This is a genomic window from Streptomyces sp. NPDC058307 (assembly GCF_042880295.1).
Classification (GTDB): domain Bacteria; phylum Actinomycetota; class Actinomycetes; order Streptomycetales; family Streptomycetaceae; genus Streptomyces.
This window is the reverse complement of the sequence record NZ_JBHVYZ010000061.1, coordinates 20433-36152: the sequence shown is the minus strand read 5'-3', so window position 1 is coordinate 36152 and position 15720 is coordinate 20433. Positions and strand designations below refer to the sequence as shown.

17 protein-coding genes and 1 pseudogene are annotated in these 15720 nt (G+C 72.2%); 9 read left to right on the top strand and 9 right to left on the bottom strand.

Features of this window, described 5'->3' with window-relative positions; genetic code table 11:
• Positions 1–93: 93 nt before the first annotated feature.
• Together ACFVYN_RS32685 and ACFVYN_RS32680 are read right to left on the bottom strand one after the other, a co-directional pair.
• Positions 94–309 carry an I78 family peptidase inhibitor gene (locus ACFVYN_RS32685; protein WP_390005214.1) on the bottom strand — a complete coding sequence of 72 codons (216 nt, stop codon included), beginning with the start codon at positions 307–309 and terminating at the stop codon, positions 94–96.
• Positions 310–800: 491 nt separating this feature from the next.
• A pseudogene (locus tag ACFVYN_RS32680) lies at positions 801–1785 on the bottom strand (helix-turn-helix transcriptional regulator).
• A gap of 69 nt (positions 1786–1854) precedes the next feature.
• Here ACFVYN_RS32680 and ACFVYN_RS32675 point away from each other — a divergent pair.
• Entirely contained in the window at positions 1855–2082 is a 228-nt protein-coding gene (locus ACFVYN_RS32675) for an alpha/beta fold hydrolase (RefSeq protein ID WP_390005212.1), read from the top strand.
• 14 nt (positions 2083–2096) lie between these two features.
• On the opposite strand, the gene ACFVYN_RS32670 is transcribed toward ACFVYN_RS32675, so the two are convergent.
• Together ACFVYN_RS32670 and ACFVYN_RS32665 are read right to left on the bottom strand one after the other, a co-directional pair.
• Positions 2097–3392 (bottom strand): ABC transporter substrate-binding protein, encoded by a 1296-nt coding sequence (locus ACFVYN_RS32670; protein ID WP_390005210.1) that lies wholly within the window; start codon positions 3390–3392, stop codon positions 2097–2099.
• Positions 3361–3909, bottom strand: coding sequence for a hypothetical protein (locus ACFVYN_RS32665; protein ID WP_390005208.1), 549 nt, complete (start codon positions 3907–3909; stop codon positions 3361–3363). The genes ACFVYN_RS32670 and ACFVYN_RS32665 overlap by 32 nt, the downstream gene beginning before the upstream one ends.
• Before the next feature lie 123 nt (positions 3910–4032).
• Between ACFVYN_RS32665 and ACFVYN_RS32660 the strand changes: the two genes are divergently transcribed.
• The 5 genes from ACFVYN_RS32660 (at position 4033) to ACFVYN_RS32640 (ending at position 9242) form a co-directional block, all read left to right on the top strand.
• Positions 4033–4509, top strand: coding sequence for a hypothetical protein (locus ACFVYN_RS32660; protein ID WP_390005205.1), 477 nt, complete (start codon positions 4033–4035; stop codon positions 4507–4509).
• Positions 4509–7142: an ATP-binding cassette domain-containing protein gene (locus tag ACFVYN_RS32655; RefSeq protein ID WP_390005203.1), complete on the top strand. Its 2634-nt coding sequence runs from the start codon at positions 4509–4511 to the stop codon at positions 7140–7142. The genes ACFVYN_RS32660 and ACFVYN_RS32655 overlap by 1 nt, the downstream gene beginning before the upstream one ends.
• Entirely contained in the window at positions 7139–7804 is a 666-nt protein-coding gene (locus ACFVYN_RS32650) for an ATP-binding cassette domain-containing protein (protein ID WP_390005201.1), read from the top strand. The genes ACFVYN_RS32655 and ACFVYN_RS32650 overlap by 4 nt, the downstream gene beginning before the upstream one ends.
• Before the next feature lie 237 nt (positions 7805–8041).
• Positions 8042–8824, top strand: a complete 783-nt coding sequence (locus ACFVYN_RS32645; RefSeq protein WP_390005198.1) for a hypothetical protein — start codon at positions 8042–8044, stop codon at positions 8822–8824.
• Between the two features lie 79 nt (positions 8825–8903).
• Positions 8904–9242 (top strand): hypothetical protein, encoded by a 339-nt coding sequence (locus tag ACFVYN_RS32640; protein ID WP_390005195.1) that lies wholly within the window; start codon positions 8904–8906, stop codon positions 9240–9242.
• Between the two features lie 79 nt (positions 9243–9321).
• Here ACFVYN_RS32640 and der read toward each other — a convergent pair whose 3' ends face one another.
• From der to aroH, 5 genes are all read right to left on the bottom strand, one after another.
• Positions 9322–10800, bottom strand: a complete 1479-nt coding sequence (der, locus tag ACFVYN_RS32635) for a ribosome biogenesis GTPase Der (protein WP_390005193.1) — start codon at positions 10798–10800, stop codon at positions 9322–9324.
• Positions 10801–10879: 79 nt separating this feature from the next.
• Positions 10880–11467 carry a lysophospholipid acyltransferase family protein gene (locus ACFVYN_RS32630; RefSeq protein WP_390005257.1) on the bottom strand — a complete coding sequence of 196 codons (588 nt, stop codon included), beginning with the start codon at positions 11465–11467 and terminating at the stop codon, positions 10880–10882.
• Between the two features lie 53 nt (positions 11468–11520).
• On the bottom strand, positions 11521–12204 hold the full coding sequence (gene cmk, locus ACFVYN_RS32625) for a (d)CMP kinase (protein WP_390005191.1): 684 nt from the start codon (positions 12202–12204) through the stop codon (positions 11521–11523).
• A 137-nt stretch (positions 12205–12341) separates the two neighbouring features.
• Positions 12342–13427 (bottom strand): prephenate dehydrogenase, encoded by a 1086-nt coding sequence (locus ACFVYN_RS32620; protein WP_390005189.1) that lies wholly within the window; start codon positions 13425–13427, stop codon positions 12342–12344.
• Positions 13424–13786, bottom strand: a complete 363-nt coding sequence (aroH, locus tag ACFVYN_RS32615) for a chorismate mutase (RefSeq protein ID WP_007381029.1) — start codon at positions 13784–13786, stop codon at positions 13424–13426. Before aroH ends, ACFVYN_RS32620 begins: the two co-directional genes overlap by 4 nt.
• A 229-nt stretch (positions 13787–14015) precedes the next feature.
• Between aroH and ACFVYN_RS32610 the strand changes: the two genes are divergently transcribed.
• Genes ACFVYN_RS32610 through ACFVYN_RS32600 form a run of 3 tightly spaced genes read left to right on the top strand, consistent with a single transcriptional unit; the run spans position 14016 to position 15712 of the window.
• Positions 14016–14696, top strand: coding sequence for a hypothetical protein (locus tag ACFVYN_RS32610; RefSeq protein WP_390005187.1), 681 nt, complete (start codon positions 14016–14018; stop codon positions 14694–14696).
• Positions 14697–14726: 30 nt separating this feature from the next.
• Positions 14727–15308, top strand: coding sequence for a DUF6529 family protein (locus ACFVYN_RS32605; RefSeq protein WP_390005185.1), 582 nt, complete (start codon positions 14727–14729; stop codon positions 15306–15308).
• Positions 15305–15712, top strand: coding sequence for a Rieske (2Fe-2S) protein (locus tag ACFVYN_RS32600; protein ID WP_390005182.1), 408 nt, complete (start codon positions 15305–15307; stop codon positions 15710–15712). The genes ACFVYN_RS32605 and ACFVYN_RS32600 overlap by 4 nt, the downstream gene beginning before the upstream one ends.
• Positions 15713–15720: the final 8 nt, after the last annotated feature.

The window sequence follows — 15720 nt, the reverse complement described above, 5'->3', positions numbered from 1 at the left end:
ACCTCCCTGCCGCGGGGGCCGTTACGAACCACCCCCCCGCACATTCGGTGGCCCCCGCACCCCCCATGGTATCGGGGGCCCACGTCATGCGGTTCAGCCCTTCCAGGCCCGCGCCACGCGGCCGTCCTTCACCTCGAAGTTCAGCCGGCCCGCGCGGTACTCCATCGTGATGATCGCCCCCGGCGGCAGCGAACGGACCGTCGACCAGCCCCGCTCACGCGCGGTCCGCTCGGCAGAGCCGGAGTCGAGGCCCACATAGCTGTCCGGGCTGTCCTGGGGGTCGGCGGGCGGTGTCGGAATGGGTGCCATACCGCCACGCTAGACCCTGCCCGACGGTCGCGGAAGTCCCGATCCGGCACGCCTCCTGTCACGCTTCTGTCACAGGATCCCGCCACCCGTTTCCCTCGCACTCCGTCACACGGACGGGCGTTTCCCCGGCCTTACCGCGGGTATTCGAACGTAATTTCCGTGTGTCGTACGACTTCCCCGAATGCCCGGTGAGAAGGCCTGCCCGAAAACCGGTCCGGCACCCCTTTGCCGACCGATTCCGGACACGGCCTCACCAGCTGACGCCGCATAGGAAATACACGGTTCCGGCACAGAACCCCCTTACGTCCCCTGTCGCCGTGCACGACGGCGCGAGCATCATGGCGTCAGCCGAGCGGGAGGGGCGAGCGATGGGGACGCAGACCGTGCAGGCGACGGCAGAACCCGTGCGGACCGGACAGCAGGGGCGGCCGGTCGTGGACTGGCTGACCACCACCGACCACAAGAAGACCGGTCACCTCTATCTGATCACGTCATTCGTGTTCTTCCTGGTCGGCGAGGTCATGGCGAGCAAGCCGGTCGTGAGCCGTCCTGATCGCCTCGGTCAGCTCGGCCGGCTCCAGCACCTCGAACTCGAAGCCCATCATCATCACGTGGATCACCATCACGTCGAGGCCAGAGGCCCCGGTGTGCAGGAGGCAGCTGTCGGGCCCCTCCGCCTCCAGCACCCCGGCGCTCGGCGAGATCCGCTCGGCGGCCCGTTCCTTGGACACCAGCAGCCGTACGACCGCGTGTGAGGCGTACACGCGCGTGGAGACGCCTCGCGAGACGTAGGCGGCGAGGTCCTCGGTGGGCGGGGTGCGCGGCGCGAACCGGGGGCCGTGCGGCGGCTTCGGGGTGATCCGGTCGGCCCGGAAGGTCCGCCAGTCCTCGCGGTCGACGTCCCAGGCCACCAGATACCAGCGCCGCTCGCTGCACACCAGGCGGTGCGGTTCGACGGTACGGCGGCTGGCGGCTGGCGGCGCCGTCGTGGTCGCTGTAGTCGAAGCGCAGCCGCTCGGCGTCCCGGCAGAGGTTGGCGAGCTCGGTGAGGACGCCCGGGTCGACGGCGGCGGGCTGGGGGCCTCGCAGCATCGGCACGGTGAAGGCGTTCAGGGCGCCCACCCGGCGGCGCAGCCGGCTCGGCAGCACCTGCTCCAGCTTGGCCAGAGCCCGTACCGAGGTCTCGCCGATGCCCTCGATGCCCTGTCCCGCCGCGGTGCGCAGGCCCATGGCGACCGCGACGGCCTCGTCGTCCAGGAGCAGCGGCGGCAGCTCGGCGCCCGCGCCGAGCTGGTAGCCGCCGCCGGTGCCCGGGCTGGCGTTGACCGGGTAGCCCAGCTCGCGCAGCCGGTCCACGTCCCGGCGCACGGTGCGCGGGGTGACGCCGAGGCGGTCGGCCAGGTCGGCGCCGGACCAGTCGCGGTGGGCCTGCAGGAGCGAGAGCAGGCGCAGCAGTCGTGCCGAGGTCTCCACCATGGTTCCGAGTCTGCCGGCGCTTGCGGACAGCAGGACTGGCTGACCGGCACCGCCGGTTCCGCGGCCCGCATGTACTACGAGAACAGCCATGTGCCGGACTGGTTCCCGACGGCGGGCTCCGGGGTGCCGACCGCGGTGGCCAACTTCGGCGAGGACATGGCGATCCGCCGCTGGGCCGAGCAGGTCAACACCGTCGTCCGCTGGACGGAGTTCGACCGCGGCGGCCATTTCGCGGCCCTGGAGGTGCCCGAGCTGCTGGCCGGTGACGTCAGGGAGTTCTTCGGCTCACTGCGATGAAGAGCACGCGTGACTCACTGCTGATACGGCAGTTGCGGGACGTCGAAGCAGGTGCGGTTCATGTCGCCCTGGGAGATCCAGCCCCGGCCGTCCTGCCAGCGGGCCACCGAGAGGCAGGTCCTGCGGGACCTCGGTGGCCCGGCCAGGCGCTCGAACCGGACGGGGAGGAGCAGGCCGTGCGCGGTGTAGTCCTGGGTGCGGTTCACGTAGGCGTCGACGCACGCGCGCGTGATGCCCTGTGCCGCCGCGCACGACTTGGCGGCGTCCGTGAACCACATGGCGGCCGCCCAGCCCTCCAACTGCCACTGGGAGTGCGTCTCGAGGCCCTTCGTCGCGTTCCTGAACTCCCGTACGGCCGCGTTGCCGGTGTCCGCGTAGTTGCGGCTGGCCCCGGTCGCCCACAGGGCGTTGCGGCAGCGCGGGGCGTCCTTGTAGTCGTCCGGAACGGTGGACGTCCAGTTCTGCACGTTGGTGACCTTGGCGGTGACCTCGACGCCGGCCGCGTCCATCGCCTCGCACAGCTGGGCGTTGCCATGGCTGTCGACGGCGTCGAAGACCAGGTCGGCGCCCTGCTCCTTCAGATCGGCGGCCACGGCACGGAAGTTGGGCAGTGCGAAGTCGACCTGCTCGGTGACGACCTTGTACCCCTCGGCCTTCAGACCCTGCTCGACGAGCCGGGCGTAGGCGGCGGACGCGGCCTGGTTGTACGACACGACGGCCGCCGTACGGGCCCCGTGCTCGCGCTTGAAGTAGCGGTAGACCTCGGTGCCGCCGTACTGCTTCCCGCCCCAGCCGGTCGTGCCGTTCCGGGGCGCGAGGCTGCCGTAGATGCCGTACAGGTGCGGCCAGGTGTCGTAGGCGGCGCCGATGGGCTGGCCGCCGATGTCGGGCACGCGCGCGTGGGAGACGCGGGAGGCGCCGGCGTAGTCGAGGGCGGTGGTCGCGACCAGGGCGACCACCTTGTCCTCGTCGATCAGCCGGTGCACACAGGTGTTGTCGCCGACCCCGCTGCCGCCGTCGTCGCACTCGCGCACCTCGACCGGGCGGCCGTCGACGCCCCCACGCGCGTTGAGACGCTCGAAGTACGCCTTGGCGCCGTCGCGCGGACCGGTGAAGGCGCTGCCACCGACCGGGCTGGTGGCACTGGTGACGATGCCGACCCGGATCGGAGTGCTGTCCTGGGCGGGGGTCGCCCGCTCCCGGTGCTCGAAGTCGCTCTCCGGCAGCCTGCTGCCGCACGCCGTACCCACCGTGAGCAGCAGGACCGCGAGGGCGGCCTCAGCAGCCCGGAAGAGCCGAGGCCGTGGCATTGCCGCTCAACTGGACCAGCGCGCACAGGGTGTTGACCGACACCTTCCAGGTGCCGTCCTGTTTGACCGCCGTCCCCGAGGCGTCCGGCAGGACGGTGGCGCCGTTCAACATCAGGGTGTACGTCACGTCGGCCGCGGTCGGCTCGGTGAACCCGACCTTCGTGACGTTCGCCCGCACCTGTCCGCCGCGCTGGTCACCGCTGAAGGCCTGGAGCACCGGGCCCATCTCGTCGCCGTTCTCCAGGACGGCCTGCTTGTCCTTGGTGGAGGTCTTCGGGTCGAAGAACTTCTCCCAGTTCGTCTTGATCTCCCGCTGCGCGGCGGCCGCGTCGGCGGGTCCGCCCGGCGACGGGGCGGCGGAAGGTGCGGTCCGCTCCACGGACGGCGTCGGTGGCGGGCTCTCGCTGCCGCCGCCGCTGTCGTCGCTGCACGCCGTGAGGGCCACGGCGAGGACGAACCCCACCGCCATCAGCCCCCGGCTGCCGTTCCCCCACGTGCGGTCGCTCCCGAGAACCATCTGGCTCACCACCGGGTGTCGGTCCGGGCCAACGTGCGCCCGGCGCTTTCAGGGTCAGCTTCCAGAAGGCATAGTGCAAGCGATTGGCTTACATGGACAGGCACGCGACATGGGGAGCCGGAGATGCGGACAGCCCGACTGCGGACCGTGCACCCCGTCCAGTGGGCCGGCTGGGCCGCGCTCGCCGCGGGTGCGGTGCTGTGCGTCCTCGGCTGGTACGGCGTCTCGGGCGAGCGGTATGCCGAGCGCCAGTTGCCCTACCTCGCCTCCTGCACGGTGCCCGGCGCCGCGCTGATCGTCGCCGGGGCGGTGCTGCTCACCCACGGCCGGGGCGCGCTCGCCGCCGCGCGTGTGGAGGAGCTGTACGGCCTCCTGGTCGCCGCGGAGCCCACCGGGGCCGAGGAGTCCACAGCGGCGGCCGGCGCACCCCTGGCGGTCAGCGGGGACCTGCTGATGGTGCCCGGCGGCACGCTCTGGCATCGCGCGGACTGTCCGCTGGTCGCCGGGAAGGTGGAGTCGGTCCCGGTCGACGCGAAGCTCCTGGCGAGCGGCGAGCTGGGCCCCTGCCCGATCTGCGAGCCCGTCGAGGAAACCGACTGATGTCGTCGCTGACCTACGACCTCACCCTCGCCGGGTTGTCGGTCGGCAGCGCGGCCGCGCTCACCGGCGTCGGCCTGATCGTGACGTACCGCGCGACCGGGGTGCTGAACTTCGCACACGGGGCGATCGCGATGGTGTGCGCGTACGTGCTGCGGCAGTGCGTGGCGGAGTGGGGCTGGCCGCTGTGGGCCGGGGCGGTGGTGACCCTGCTGATCCTGGCGCCGGCCCTGGGTGTCGTGCTGGAGCGTTTCGTCTTCCGGCCCCTGTCCGTCCTGGGCGGCGACCCGGCCCAGACCCTGGTGGCCTCCATCGGCGTCTTCGTGCTGCTGGTGGGCGGGGCCGCGCTGCTGTGGGGCCAGGGCGCCCGGGACGACGCTCCGGAGCTGGTGTCGGCGGATCCGTGGGGGCAGTTGGCAGTGGTCCTGGTACTGGCGGCCGGCGTGAGCGCGGTGATCCGCTGGACGCGCTTCGGACGGGAACTGCGGGCCGTCGTGGACGACCGCGGGCTGGCCGTGCTCGGCGGGATCGACGCCGACCGGGTGGCGGCGGCCGGTTGGGCGTTCGGGTCGTTCACCGCGGGCCTGACGGGAGTTCTGCTGGCTCCCTTCGTCCGGCTGGACCCGTACGGGCTGCCCCTGCTGGTCATGGAGGTGGTGGCGGTCGCGGTGGCCGCGCGGATGCGCAGCCTGCCGGTGGCGGTGGTGGTGGCGCTGGCCATCGGGGTGGGGCAGAGCCAGCTGACCCGGCTGCACCTGTCGGGCCGCGGCGAGTCGTTGCTCCAGGCGGTGGGGGCGAACCTGTTCGTGGTGGCCCTGCTGATCGCTTCGTCGGTGCTCCCCCGCATCGGCACCCGGGACGCGCTCCCGCGCACGGCCACCGCGCGCGTGCCCACGCCCCAGGGCGCGTGGATCGTCGCGATGGTGCTGTTCCTGCTCCCGCTGGGCTTCGCGGGGCCGGACCTGCACACGTCGGTCCAGGTCCCGGCACTGGGCGTGGTCCTGCTGTCCCTGGTGGTCGTGACGGGCCGGGGCGGGCAGATCTCTCTCGGCCAGGCGGCCTACGCGGGCCTGGGCGCCCTGTTCACGGCCCTGCTGGCGGCGGGCCGCTTCCCGGGGCTGCCCCGTCTGCCGGAACTGGCCGCGCTGGCGCTGGCGGTGGTCCTGGTGGCTCCCCTGGGCCTCCTGACCGGCTGGCCCGCGATCACCCGCCGGGGCCTGGCGCTGGCCCTGGCGACCTTCGCGGTCGGCGTCGGCGTGAGCCGCTTCGTCCTCGCCCAGCCGTACGCCACGTCCGGGCTGTCCCTGGACCGCCCCGAGAGCTTCGACGGCGACCGCGCGTACTACGTCCTGGAGTTGGCCCTGCTCTCGCTCGCCCTGCTGGCGACCTACGCGCTGCGCACAGGCCGCACGGGCCGGGCCCTGGCCGCCCTGCGCGACCACGAGTCCGGCGCCTCGGCGGCAGGCGTCCGCGTCCCCGCCCTGAAACTCCTCGCCTTCGTGGCGGGCGCCGCGTTGGCGGCCCTGGGCGGCGGCATGCTCGGCATGGGCCTGCGCGCCTTCGACCCCACCGCCTACGACCCCGTCCGCGGCCTCCTCTGGTTCGCCGCGGTGGTCGTCCTGGGCGCCGACAGCACTCTGGGCGCCCTGGGAGCGGCGGCCCTGCTGGTGGGTCTGGACGCGGGGGCACGGGGAGGGGTGGCGGCGGCGCTGATCGGAGTGCTGGCGGTCCTGGTGGGCCGCTTTCCCGGGGGGCCGTACGAGGCGGTGCGGGCGGTGGCGGGGCGACTGCCACCGCCCCGGCCGACGGCTCTGACCCCCCTCGGAGCGCGGGTGAGACAACGCCTGCACCCACCTGGCCTCGCGCAGCCCCAGGCACCGGCTCCGCCCCAGGCACCCGCACCCGACCACGAACCCCGCACGGGTGGTACCGCAGGCCGGGCAGTCCTCACCACCCGCGACCTCCAGGCCCGCTACGACGGTTTCACCGCCCTCGACGGAGTCGACCTCACCGTCCCGCCCGGCCGCATCACCGCGATCATCGGCCCCAACGGCGCGGGAAAGAGCACCCTGTTCCACTGCCTGGCAGGCACGATCCGCCCCACCCGGGGCCACGTCCGCTACGGCGACCGCGACATCACCCGCCTGTCCCCCCACGCCCGCACCCGCCTCGGCATCGCCCGCACCTTCCAGCAACTCGCCGTCTTCCCGACGTTGACGGTGGCCGAGAACGTCCAGGTGGGCGCGGAACAGGGCCATGTCCCGGACCCGGCGGCGGTGGACCGCGCTCTGCGGCTGTTCCGTCTGGACGGCCCCCTGCGCGACGCCCCCGCCGCCCACCTCCCCACCGGCACCCTGCGCCGGGTGGAACTCGCCAGAGCCCTCGCCGGCTCCCCGGACGTCCTGCTCCTCGACGAACCCGCCGCCGGCCTGGACACCGCCGAGGTGAGCGCCCTGGCCCACGTCCTCAGGGCCCTCGCGGCGGACGGCACCGCCCTCCTCGTGGTCGAGCACGATCTCGACCTGGTCGCCGGCCTCGCGGACGTCGTGCACGTGATGACCGGGGGTCGCATCATCACCTCCGGCCCACCGGCCCACGTACTGGAGACACTCGACGCCCGGGAGACCGCCGTATGACAGCGAGGACGGCCGTCTCCCTGCGCCACGCGCGCGTGCGCTACGGCCCCCTGGAGGCCCTGCACGGCGTCACCCTCACCGCCCCCGGCCCCGGCCTCACCGTCCTGCTGGGACGCAACGGCTCCGGCCGTACGACGGCCTTGCGCGCCCTGGCCGGGACAGTGCCGCTCACCGACGGCAGCGTGGTGTGGGACGGCACCGACGTGACCCGCGTGCCGGCGCACGAGCGGGCCCGGCGCGGTCTGTGCCTGGTCCCCGAGCGCCAGGCGGTGTTCGGTTCCCTCACCGTCCGCGAGAACCTGGCACTCGCCGCCCCCGCCCCCGACCCGGCCCTGGACGCCTACCCGGAGCTGGCCCCCCTGCTCCCGCGCCGCGCCGGCACCCTCTCCGGCGGCGAGCAGCGCATGCTGGCCCTCTCCCGCGCCCTCCTGGCACGCGCGCGCGTGGTCCTCGTCGACGAACCCGCGCAGGGCATGTCCCCCACGGTCGCGGCCCGCACGTACGGACTCCTCGCCGCACTGGACGCGTGCGTGGTCGTGGCCGAGCAACGGCTCCCGCCCGCGCTGCTCGGCCGGACTGCGCTCGTGTACGAACTGCGGCGCGGCGCGGTCGCGTTCAGCGGGGAGGCGGCGGAGCTGAGGCATCGGCGAGGGTACCGTTGATTTTCGGCCACCCACTTCACGCAACCAACTTTCCTGCCCATCCCGGTAATTGGCAGTGCGCTCCCGGTTCCGCACGACCTGTGACCCCGCGCTGCGGTTGGTTCGATTCCGTTCGCCCTGGGGCGTGACTCCCGCCGCGGATCGCCCGTTGTCTTCTTCATGAGCCCGGGACCCGCCCGGTTCACGGGCCGGGAGCCACCCGGTCCCGCCACGCACCACTTCCCGAGGGAGCCACCCGTGCCGCGCATGCTCGACGTCAGCGACGAGGTACGCGCTGAGATCGGCGACGAAGAAGCCGACCGGCTGCTCGCCGGAGACAACGCCCCCGGCAGCTACGACTGCACGTCCTGCCGCACCCAGGGCAATTCCGAACAGGAGCGCACCAGCACCGTCCTGTTCATCGGCGACGAGACCGCCGTCCTGGCCTTCGCCCACGCCTCCTGCCTGCCCTCCCAGGTCGTCCAGGTCACCGAGGAGCAGCTCCAGGGCGCGGTGAAGTCCATCACCGGCGACACCGTCGACCTGGACCCGGACAAGGTCGTACCCGAGCAGGCGGTGCTCGGCGTGACCAGCGGGCTCGTCCTGATCGCCGGGGAGCTGCACCCGGCGCTGGTCGTGGAGCCGACCGGGCCGATCGCGCGGCCGGGCGCGACGGGAGGCGGCGACGACTTCCTGCCGCTGCTGATCGAGCAGGGGTTCATGCCGCTGACGGCGATCGAGTCGGTGCCGTCCGTGCTGCACGGGTGGTCGGTGCTGCTGGCGGTGGGGCAGCTGCACGCGGTGCTGCAGCCCTCGGCGAACGGCGGGCAGCCGGTGGCCTGGTGGCAGGCGCACCAGCCGCTCCAGGTGACGGAGAGCTGGCGGGCCGCCGCCAACAAGCACCAGCAGGTGCTGATGTTCGCCGCGCCGGTGGGCTCCATCGGACGGCAGCCCCGCGAGGACCTGCTGCGGGACGCGCTCGACAAGGCCGCGGCGAACGGCAAGCTGGTCGCGGCCGCGATGCCGCTCGCGGGGACGTGAGGACCGGCTGAAGGAGCACATGGATCACGCCGTTCACGCCGGACCGCATCCCCGGGGTCCCGGTGTCGTTTGGACATACGTGCACCCATACGACGCTCCGCGCCGGTTTCCCGGCGGACCATCGGCCACGCCGATCTACGACGCGCTCTACTCCGAGTACGTCAAGACCTTCCGTTCGCTGCCGGGTGACCGCAGCGGCGAGGAGGAGCTGGGCTTCACCGCGTTCGGGAACACCCCGCACGCCTCGGGCTCGTTCAGCAGCTCGTACAGCGCCTACAGCGCGGGGGCGTTCAGCGCCCGCCAGCAGTCGCAGTGGCAGCGGGTGGGACACATCGGACAGCAGCAGACCGGGACGCATCACACCGGCATGCAGCACGTCCCGGCGGCGCTGCCACCCGGCCCGCGCAGAGGGCTCTGACACATGAGGAAGGGCGGCCCCGGTGGGGGGCCGCCCTTCCTCATGTGTACGTCACGGTGAATACGTCACTGCGTGTACGTCACTTCTTCTTCGCGCCGCGCTTCTCGCGCACCCGCACCGAGATGTGGATCGGGGTGCCCTCGAAGCCGAACTCCTCGCGCAGTCGGCGCTCGATGAAGCGCCGGTAGCCCGCCTCGATGAACCCGGAGGCGAACAGCACGAACCGCGGCGGCTTGGTGCCGGCCTGGGTGCCGAAGAGGATGCGCGGCTGCTTGCCGCCGCGGACCGGGTGCGGGTGGGCGGCGACCAGCTCGCCCAGGAAGGCGTTCAGGCGCCCCGTCGGGACCCGCGTCTCCCAGCCGGCCAGAGCCGCCTCGATCGCGGGGACCAGCTTCTCCATGTGACGGCCGGTCTTCGCCGAGACGTTGACCCGCGGCGCCCAGGCGACCTGGGCGAGCTCGGTCTCGATCTCCCGCTCCAGGTAGTAGCGGCGCTCCTCGTCGAGGGTGTCCCACTTGTTGTAGGCGAGGACGATCGCGCGGCCCGCCTCGACGGCCATGGTGACGATCCGCTGGTCCTGCACCGAGATGGACTCGGAGCCGTCGATCAGGATGACCGCCACCTCGGCCTTCTCGACGGCGGCGGCGGTGCGCAGCGAGGCGTAGTAGTCGGCGCCCTGCTGGAGGTGGACCCGCTTGCGGATACCCGCGGTGTCGACGAACTTCCAGATGACACCACCGAGTTCGATCAGCTCGTCGACCGGGTCACGGGTGGTGCCGGCGATCTCGTTGACGACGACCCGCTCCTCACCGGCCACCTTGTTCAGCAGCGAGGACTTGCCGACGTTCGGGCGGCCGATCAGCGCGATCCGGCGGGGGCCGCCGATCGCGGTGCCGAAGGTCTGCTCGGGCGCCTCCGGCAGCGCCTCCAGGACGGCGTCGAGCATGTCGCCGGTGCCCCGGCCGTGCAGTGCGGAGACGGGGTGCGGCTCGCCGAGGCCCAGGGACCACAGGTACGCCGCGTCGGACTCGCCGCTCAGGCCGTCGACCTTGTTGGCCGCCAGCACGACCGGCTTGCCGGCCTTGCGCAGCAGTCGTACGACCGCCTCGTCGGTGTCGGTGGCACCCACCTTGGCGTCCACGACGAAGACGACGGCGTCGGCGGCCTCGATCGCGTACTCGGCCTGCGCGGCCACGGAGGCGTCGATGCCGAGGACGTCCTGCTCCCAGCCGCCGGTGTCGACGACCTTGAAGCGGCGCCCGGCCCACTCGGCCTCGTAGGTGACGCGGTCGCGGGTGACGCCGGGCTTGTCCTCAACGACGGCCTCGCGGCGCCCGATGATGCGGTTCACCAGAGTCGACTTGCCGACATTCGGGCGCCCGACGACGGCGAGCACGGGCAGCGGACCGTGGCCGGCCGCCTCGATGGCACCCTCGATGTCCTCGGGGTCGAAGCCCTCTTCCGCGGCGAGCTCCATGAACTCCGCGAACTCGGCATCGCCAAGCGCCCCGTGGTCGTGCTCCTCGCCCGAGCCCTCGGAGTGGATGTGGTCGTTCATGAAGTCCGTACCTCGTTCATCGTGGTGATCGGTGGACCGCCCGGCCCTTTCGCCGGATCGGTCCACTACTCAGTGTCGCCTAGCGCCCGGTCAGGCGCCTGGCGTTGTGCAGGTGGGTGCTGAGCTGCTTCTGGATGCGCTCGGTCGCCTCGTCGAGCGCCTTGCGCGTGCGCCGTCCGCTGCCGTCGCCCGCCTCGAAGGGGTCGCCGTACACGACGTCGACGCGGCTGCGCAGCGGAGGCAGCCCCTTTATCAACCGCCCGGGCTTCTCGGAGCTTCCCAGCACCGCGACCGGGACGACCGGCGCCCCGGTGCGCACCGCGAAGTACGCGAGCCCGGCCCGCAGGGAGGCGAAGTCGCCCTCGCCCCGGGTGCCCTCCGGGAAGATACCGAGGACCCCGCCGGTCTTCAGGACGTCGAGCGCCTGGGTGATCGCACCGCGGTCGGCGCCCGAGCGGTCCACCTTGACCTGCCCGATGCCGATCAGGAAGGGGTCCAGCGGTCCGATGAACGCCTCCTTCTTGATCAGGAAGTGCGTCGGCCGGGGTGACACGCCCATGACCATCGGGCCGTCGAGGATGTTGGAGTGGTTCACGGCGAGGATCACGGGCCCGGTCGCGGGCATCCGCCAGGCGCCGAGCACCCGCGGCTTCCACAGCCCGTACATCAGCCCGACGCCGATGCGCCGGCCGACCTCGGCACCCTTCTCGGAAGGAACGGTCACTTCCCGGCCCGCTTCTCCTCGACAAGGGTGACGACACACTCGATGACCTGCGCGAGGCTGAGTTCGGTGGTGTCCACCTCGACCGCGTCGTCCGCCTTGGCGAGCGGCGAGGTCTTCCGGCTGGAGTCGGCCGCGTCCCGCTTGACCAGGGCCTCGCGGGTGGCGTGTACGTCGGCGCCCTTCAGCTCGCCACTGCGGCGGGCGGCGCGGGCCTCCGGCGAGGCGGTGAGGAAGACCTTGAGGTCGGCGTCGGGCAGCACGGTCGTACCGATGTCCCGGCCCTCCACGACGATGCCCTTCTCGGCGGAGGCGGCGAGCGAGCGCTGCAACTCGGTGATCCGGGCCCGCACCTCGGGGACGGCGCTCACGGCGCTGACCTTGGAGGTGACCTCCTGGCTCCGGATCGGACCCGCCACGTCGGTACCGTCGACCGTGATCGTCGGGTTCTCCGGGTCGGTGCCGGAGACGATCTCCGCCTTCCCCGCCACGGCGGCGATCGCGAACGGGTCGTCGATGTCGATCCCGTTGGTCACCATCCACCAGGTGATCGCCCGGTACTGCGCCCCGGTGTCCAGGTAGCTCAGCCCCAGCTGCGCGGCGACAGCCTTCGACGTGCTCGACTTGCCCGTGCCGGAGGGGCCGTCGATGGCGACAATCACGGGCTGGGCGCCGTTTTCCACGGGGGGACACCTTTCGGGTGCGGTCTGGCGAGTGGTGTGGGGGCGCGACTGTGCCCCGCACAAGGTTACTGGGTGCGCGTCACTCGTCCGGACGCGTGGCCGACCGACGCCGGCCGGGCGCTCCCGGCCCGTCCGCCCTACTGCCGGATGGCCCAGCCCCGCTCCCGCAACGACGCCGACAGCACCGGGCCGGCCGACGGCTCCACCATCAGCTGCACCAGACCGGCCTGCTGTCCTGTCGCGTGCTCGATCCGCACGTCCTCGATGTTGACCCCGGCCCGCCCCGCGTCCGCGAAGATCCGGGCCAGCTGCCCCGGCTGGTCGTCGATGAGCACGGCCACGATCTCGTACACCCGGGGAGCGGACCCGTGCTTCCCTGGCACCCGCACCTGCCCGGCGTTCCCCCGCCGCAGCATGTCCTCGATCCCGGACGCGCCCTCGTCCCGCTTGGCCTCGTCGGCGGACTGGAGCGCCCGCAGCGCCCGCACCGTCTCCTCGAGGTCCCCGGCGACATCGGTGAGCAGATCGGCCACCGGACCCGGGTTCGCGGAGAGGATGTCGATCCACATCCCGGGGTCGGACGCGGCGATCCGGGTCACGTCACGGATCCCCTGGCCGCACAGCCGTACGGCGGCCTCCTCGGCGTGCTCGAGCCGCGCGGCGACCATGCTGGAGACCAGATGGGGCATGTGCGAGACGAGTGCCACGGCACGGTCGTGGGCGTCGGCGTCCATGACCACCGGCACCGCACGGCAGTGCGAGACCAGCTCCAGGGCGAGGTTCAGCACCTCGGTGTCGGTGTCCCGGGTCGGGGTCAGCACCCAGGGCCGCCCCTCGAAGAGGTCCCCGGAGGCGGCCAGCGGCCCGGACTTCTCCCGGCCGGACATCGGATGCGTACCGATGTACGGGGAGAGGTCGAGCCCCAGCGCCTCCAGCTCCCGCCGCGGCCCGCCCTTCACGCTGGCCACGTCGATGTACCCGCGGGCCACGCCCCGCCGCATGGCGTCGGCGAGCACCGCGGCCACATGCGCGGGGGGCGCGGCGACGATCGCGAGGTCGACGGGCCCCTCGGGCGCCTCGTCCGTGCCGGCGCCGAGGGCCGCGGCCGTGCGGGCCTGCTCGGGGTCGTGGTCGGCGAGGTGGACGGTGACTCCCCGCGCCGCCAGCGCCAGCGCGGCCGACGTCCCGATCAGCCCGGTCCCGATGACGAGTGCGGTCCTCACTGGGCGATGTCCTTGCGCAGGGCGGCCGCGGCGCCGAGGTAGACGTGCGCGATGTCGGCGCGGGGCCGGTCGGACTCGATGTGGGCGAGCACCCGGACGACCCGGGGCATGGCGCCCTCGATGTCCAGCTCCTGCGCGCAGATCAGCGGTACGTCGACGATGCCGAGCTTGCGGGCCGCGGCCGCCGGGAAGTCGCTGTGCAGGTCGGGCGTGGCCGTGAACCAGATGCTGATCAGGTCGTCCGCGGTCAGCTCGTTCCGCTCCATGATGGCGGTGAGCAGCGCCCCGACCTGCTCGTCCATGTGGCCGGCCTCGTCCTGTTCGAGTTGGACGGCGCCCCGGACCGCTCGTACCGCCACGGCATTGCTCCTTGCTGATGTGCGTTCGGCTCCTGTCCGTCCAGCCTAGTCAGCCCGTGCGGGGCGGGGGCGCGGCGCCCGCACCCTGAGACGGCTTGCGGACCGTGGCAATGTCACCCGAATGTCCCAGTTCAGCTACTTGGGGTGAGAACACACCCGTGCGCCCCTGGACGCGGGACCCCGGGTCCGCTCTGATGGCAGGACACTCGCCTCGGGGGAGGCCCCTCACATGAAGCGTTCCGGACCGCTGCTGACACTGCTCGCGGGATTGCTGCTCGGCCTGTTCATGCTCTCGCTCAACGCCACCACGGGCGAGAAGTCCACATCGTCGTACGTGAAGCCGCCGGGGTCCGGGAAGCCGTCGCCCGGTACCAAGGCATCACCGAGCACCGCACCGGCACGGACGTCCGCGCCGCCCAGCCCGTCCCCGACCCGGACCTCCGTGCCCGAGGGCCTCTACACGGGCCGGACCGACGACGACTCCTCCGCGGTCGCCATCACCGTGCGCGACGACAAGGCGATCGCGTACGTCTGCGACGGCCACAACATCGAGTCGTGGCTCCAGGGCGACGTGAGGGACGACGGCAGCCTGCGGCTCACCGGCAAGGGCGGCGCGAGCCTGGACGGAAAGGTGAAGGGGACCAAGGAGATCCGCGGCACGGCCGAGGTCGGCAGCGGGAACTACGCCTTCACCATCGACAAGGCCAAGAAGTCGTCCGGGCTCTACCGGGCGAACAGCACGGTGGCCGGCGCGAAGATCGAAGGCGGCTGGATCGTCCTGCCGGACGGCGAACAGGTCGGCATCCTCAGGCGCGACGGCGAGCCCTCCCCGGCACCGGAGATCGCCCCCGAGACCGGTGCGGTGACGGTCGACGGACAGCAGCTCACGGCCCGCCCGGTAACCCCCTGACCCCAGGGCCCTTGCCCGAAGGAGCCGATCATGACCGTCGACCCGAACGCGGCCACCCAGAGCTGGCCCTCGCCCGAACCCGAGCGCCGCCCCGGCGCGGCCCGCTATCTGATCCCGGCCCTGGTCGCCGCCGCGGTGGCGGTCGCCCTGGGCGCCTACGGCAAGGTCCACGACCCGACGGGCACGGCCTTCAACCTCGCCGGCTTCAGCAGCACCGGCGCGGTGAAGTCATGGCTCGCCACGGTCGCGTTCTTCTTCGTGCTCGTCCAGCTCGTCTCGGCCCTGATGGTGTACGGCAAACTCCCGGGCCCGAGCTGGTCCGCCACCCTGCACCGCTGGTCCGGCCGGGTGGCGTTCCTCGTCGCGGTGCCGGTCGCGGTGCACTGCCTGTACGCGCTGGGCTTCCAGTCGTACGAATCACGCGTTCTGTGGCACTCCCTCTTCGGTTGCTTCTTCTTCGGTGTCTTCAGTGCCAAGATGCTGCTGCTCCGCTCGGAGCGACTTCCCGGATGGCTGCTGCCGATCGTCGGCGGGCTCGTCTTCACCGCACTCACGATCCTCTGGCTGACGTCCGCCCTCTGGTTCTTCCACACCTTCGGAGTCACGACATGACGCACAGCCCGACGCGGCGCACGATCCTCCTCGCGACGGGCGCGGCCACGCTGACCGTCGGCTGCGGCGAGTACGGCAACGAGAACGGCGACTCCGGGGCCAGTTCGGTGCAGGCCGGCACCGAACTGGCGAAGACGAGCGAGATCCCGGTCGGCGGCGGGAAGATCTTCAAGGACGAGAAGGTCGTCGTCACCCAGCCGAAGAAGGGCGAGTTCAAGGCCTTCTCGGACATCTGCACCCACCAGGGCTGCCAGGTGACCAGCGTGTCCGGCGGCACCATCAACTGCCCCTGCCACGGCAGTAAGTTCCACATCACCGACGGCTCGGTGGCCAATCCGCCGGCCGACAAGCCGCTGCCCGAGAAGCAGATCAAGGTCAGCGGGGACTCGATCCAGCTCGCCTAGCACGCAGA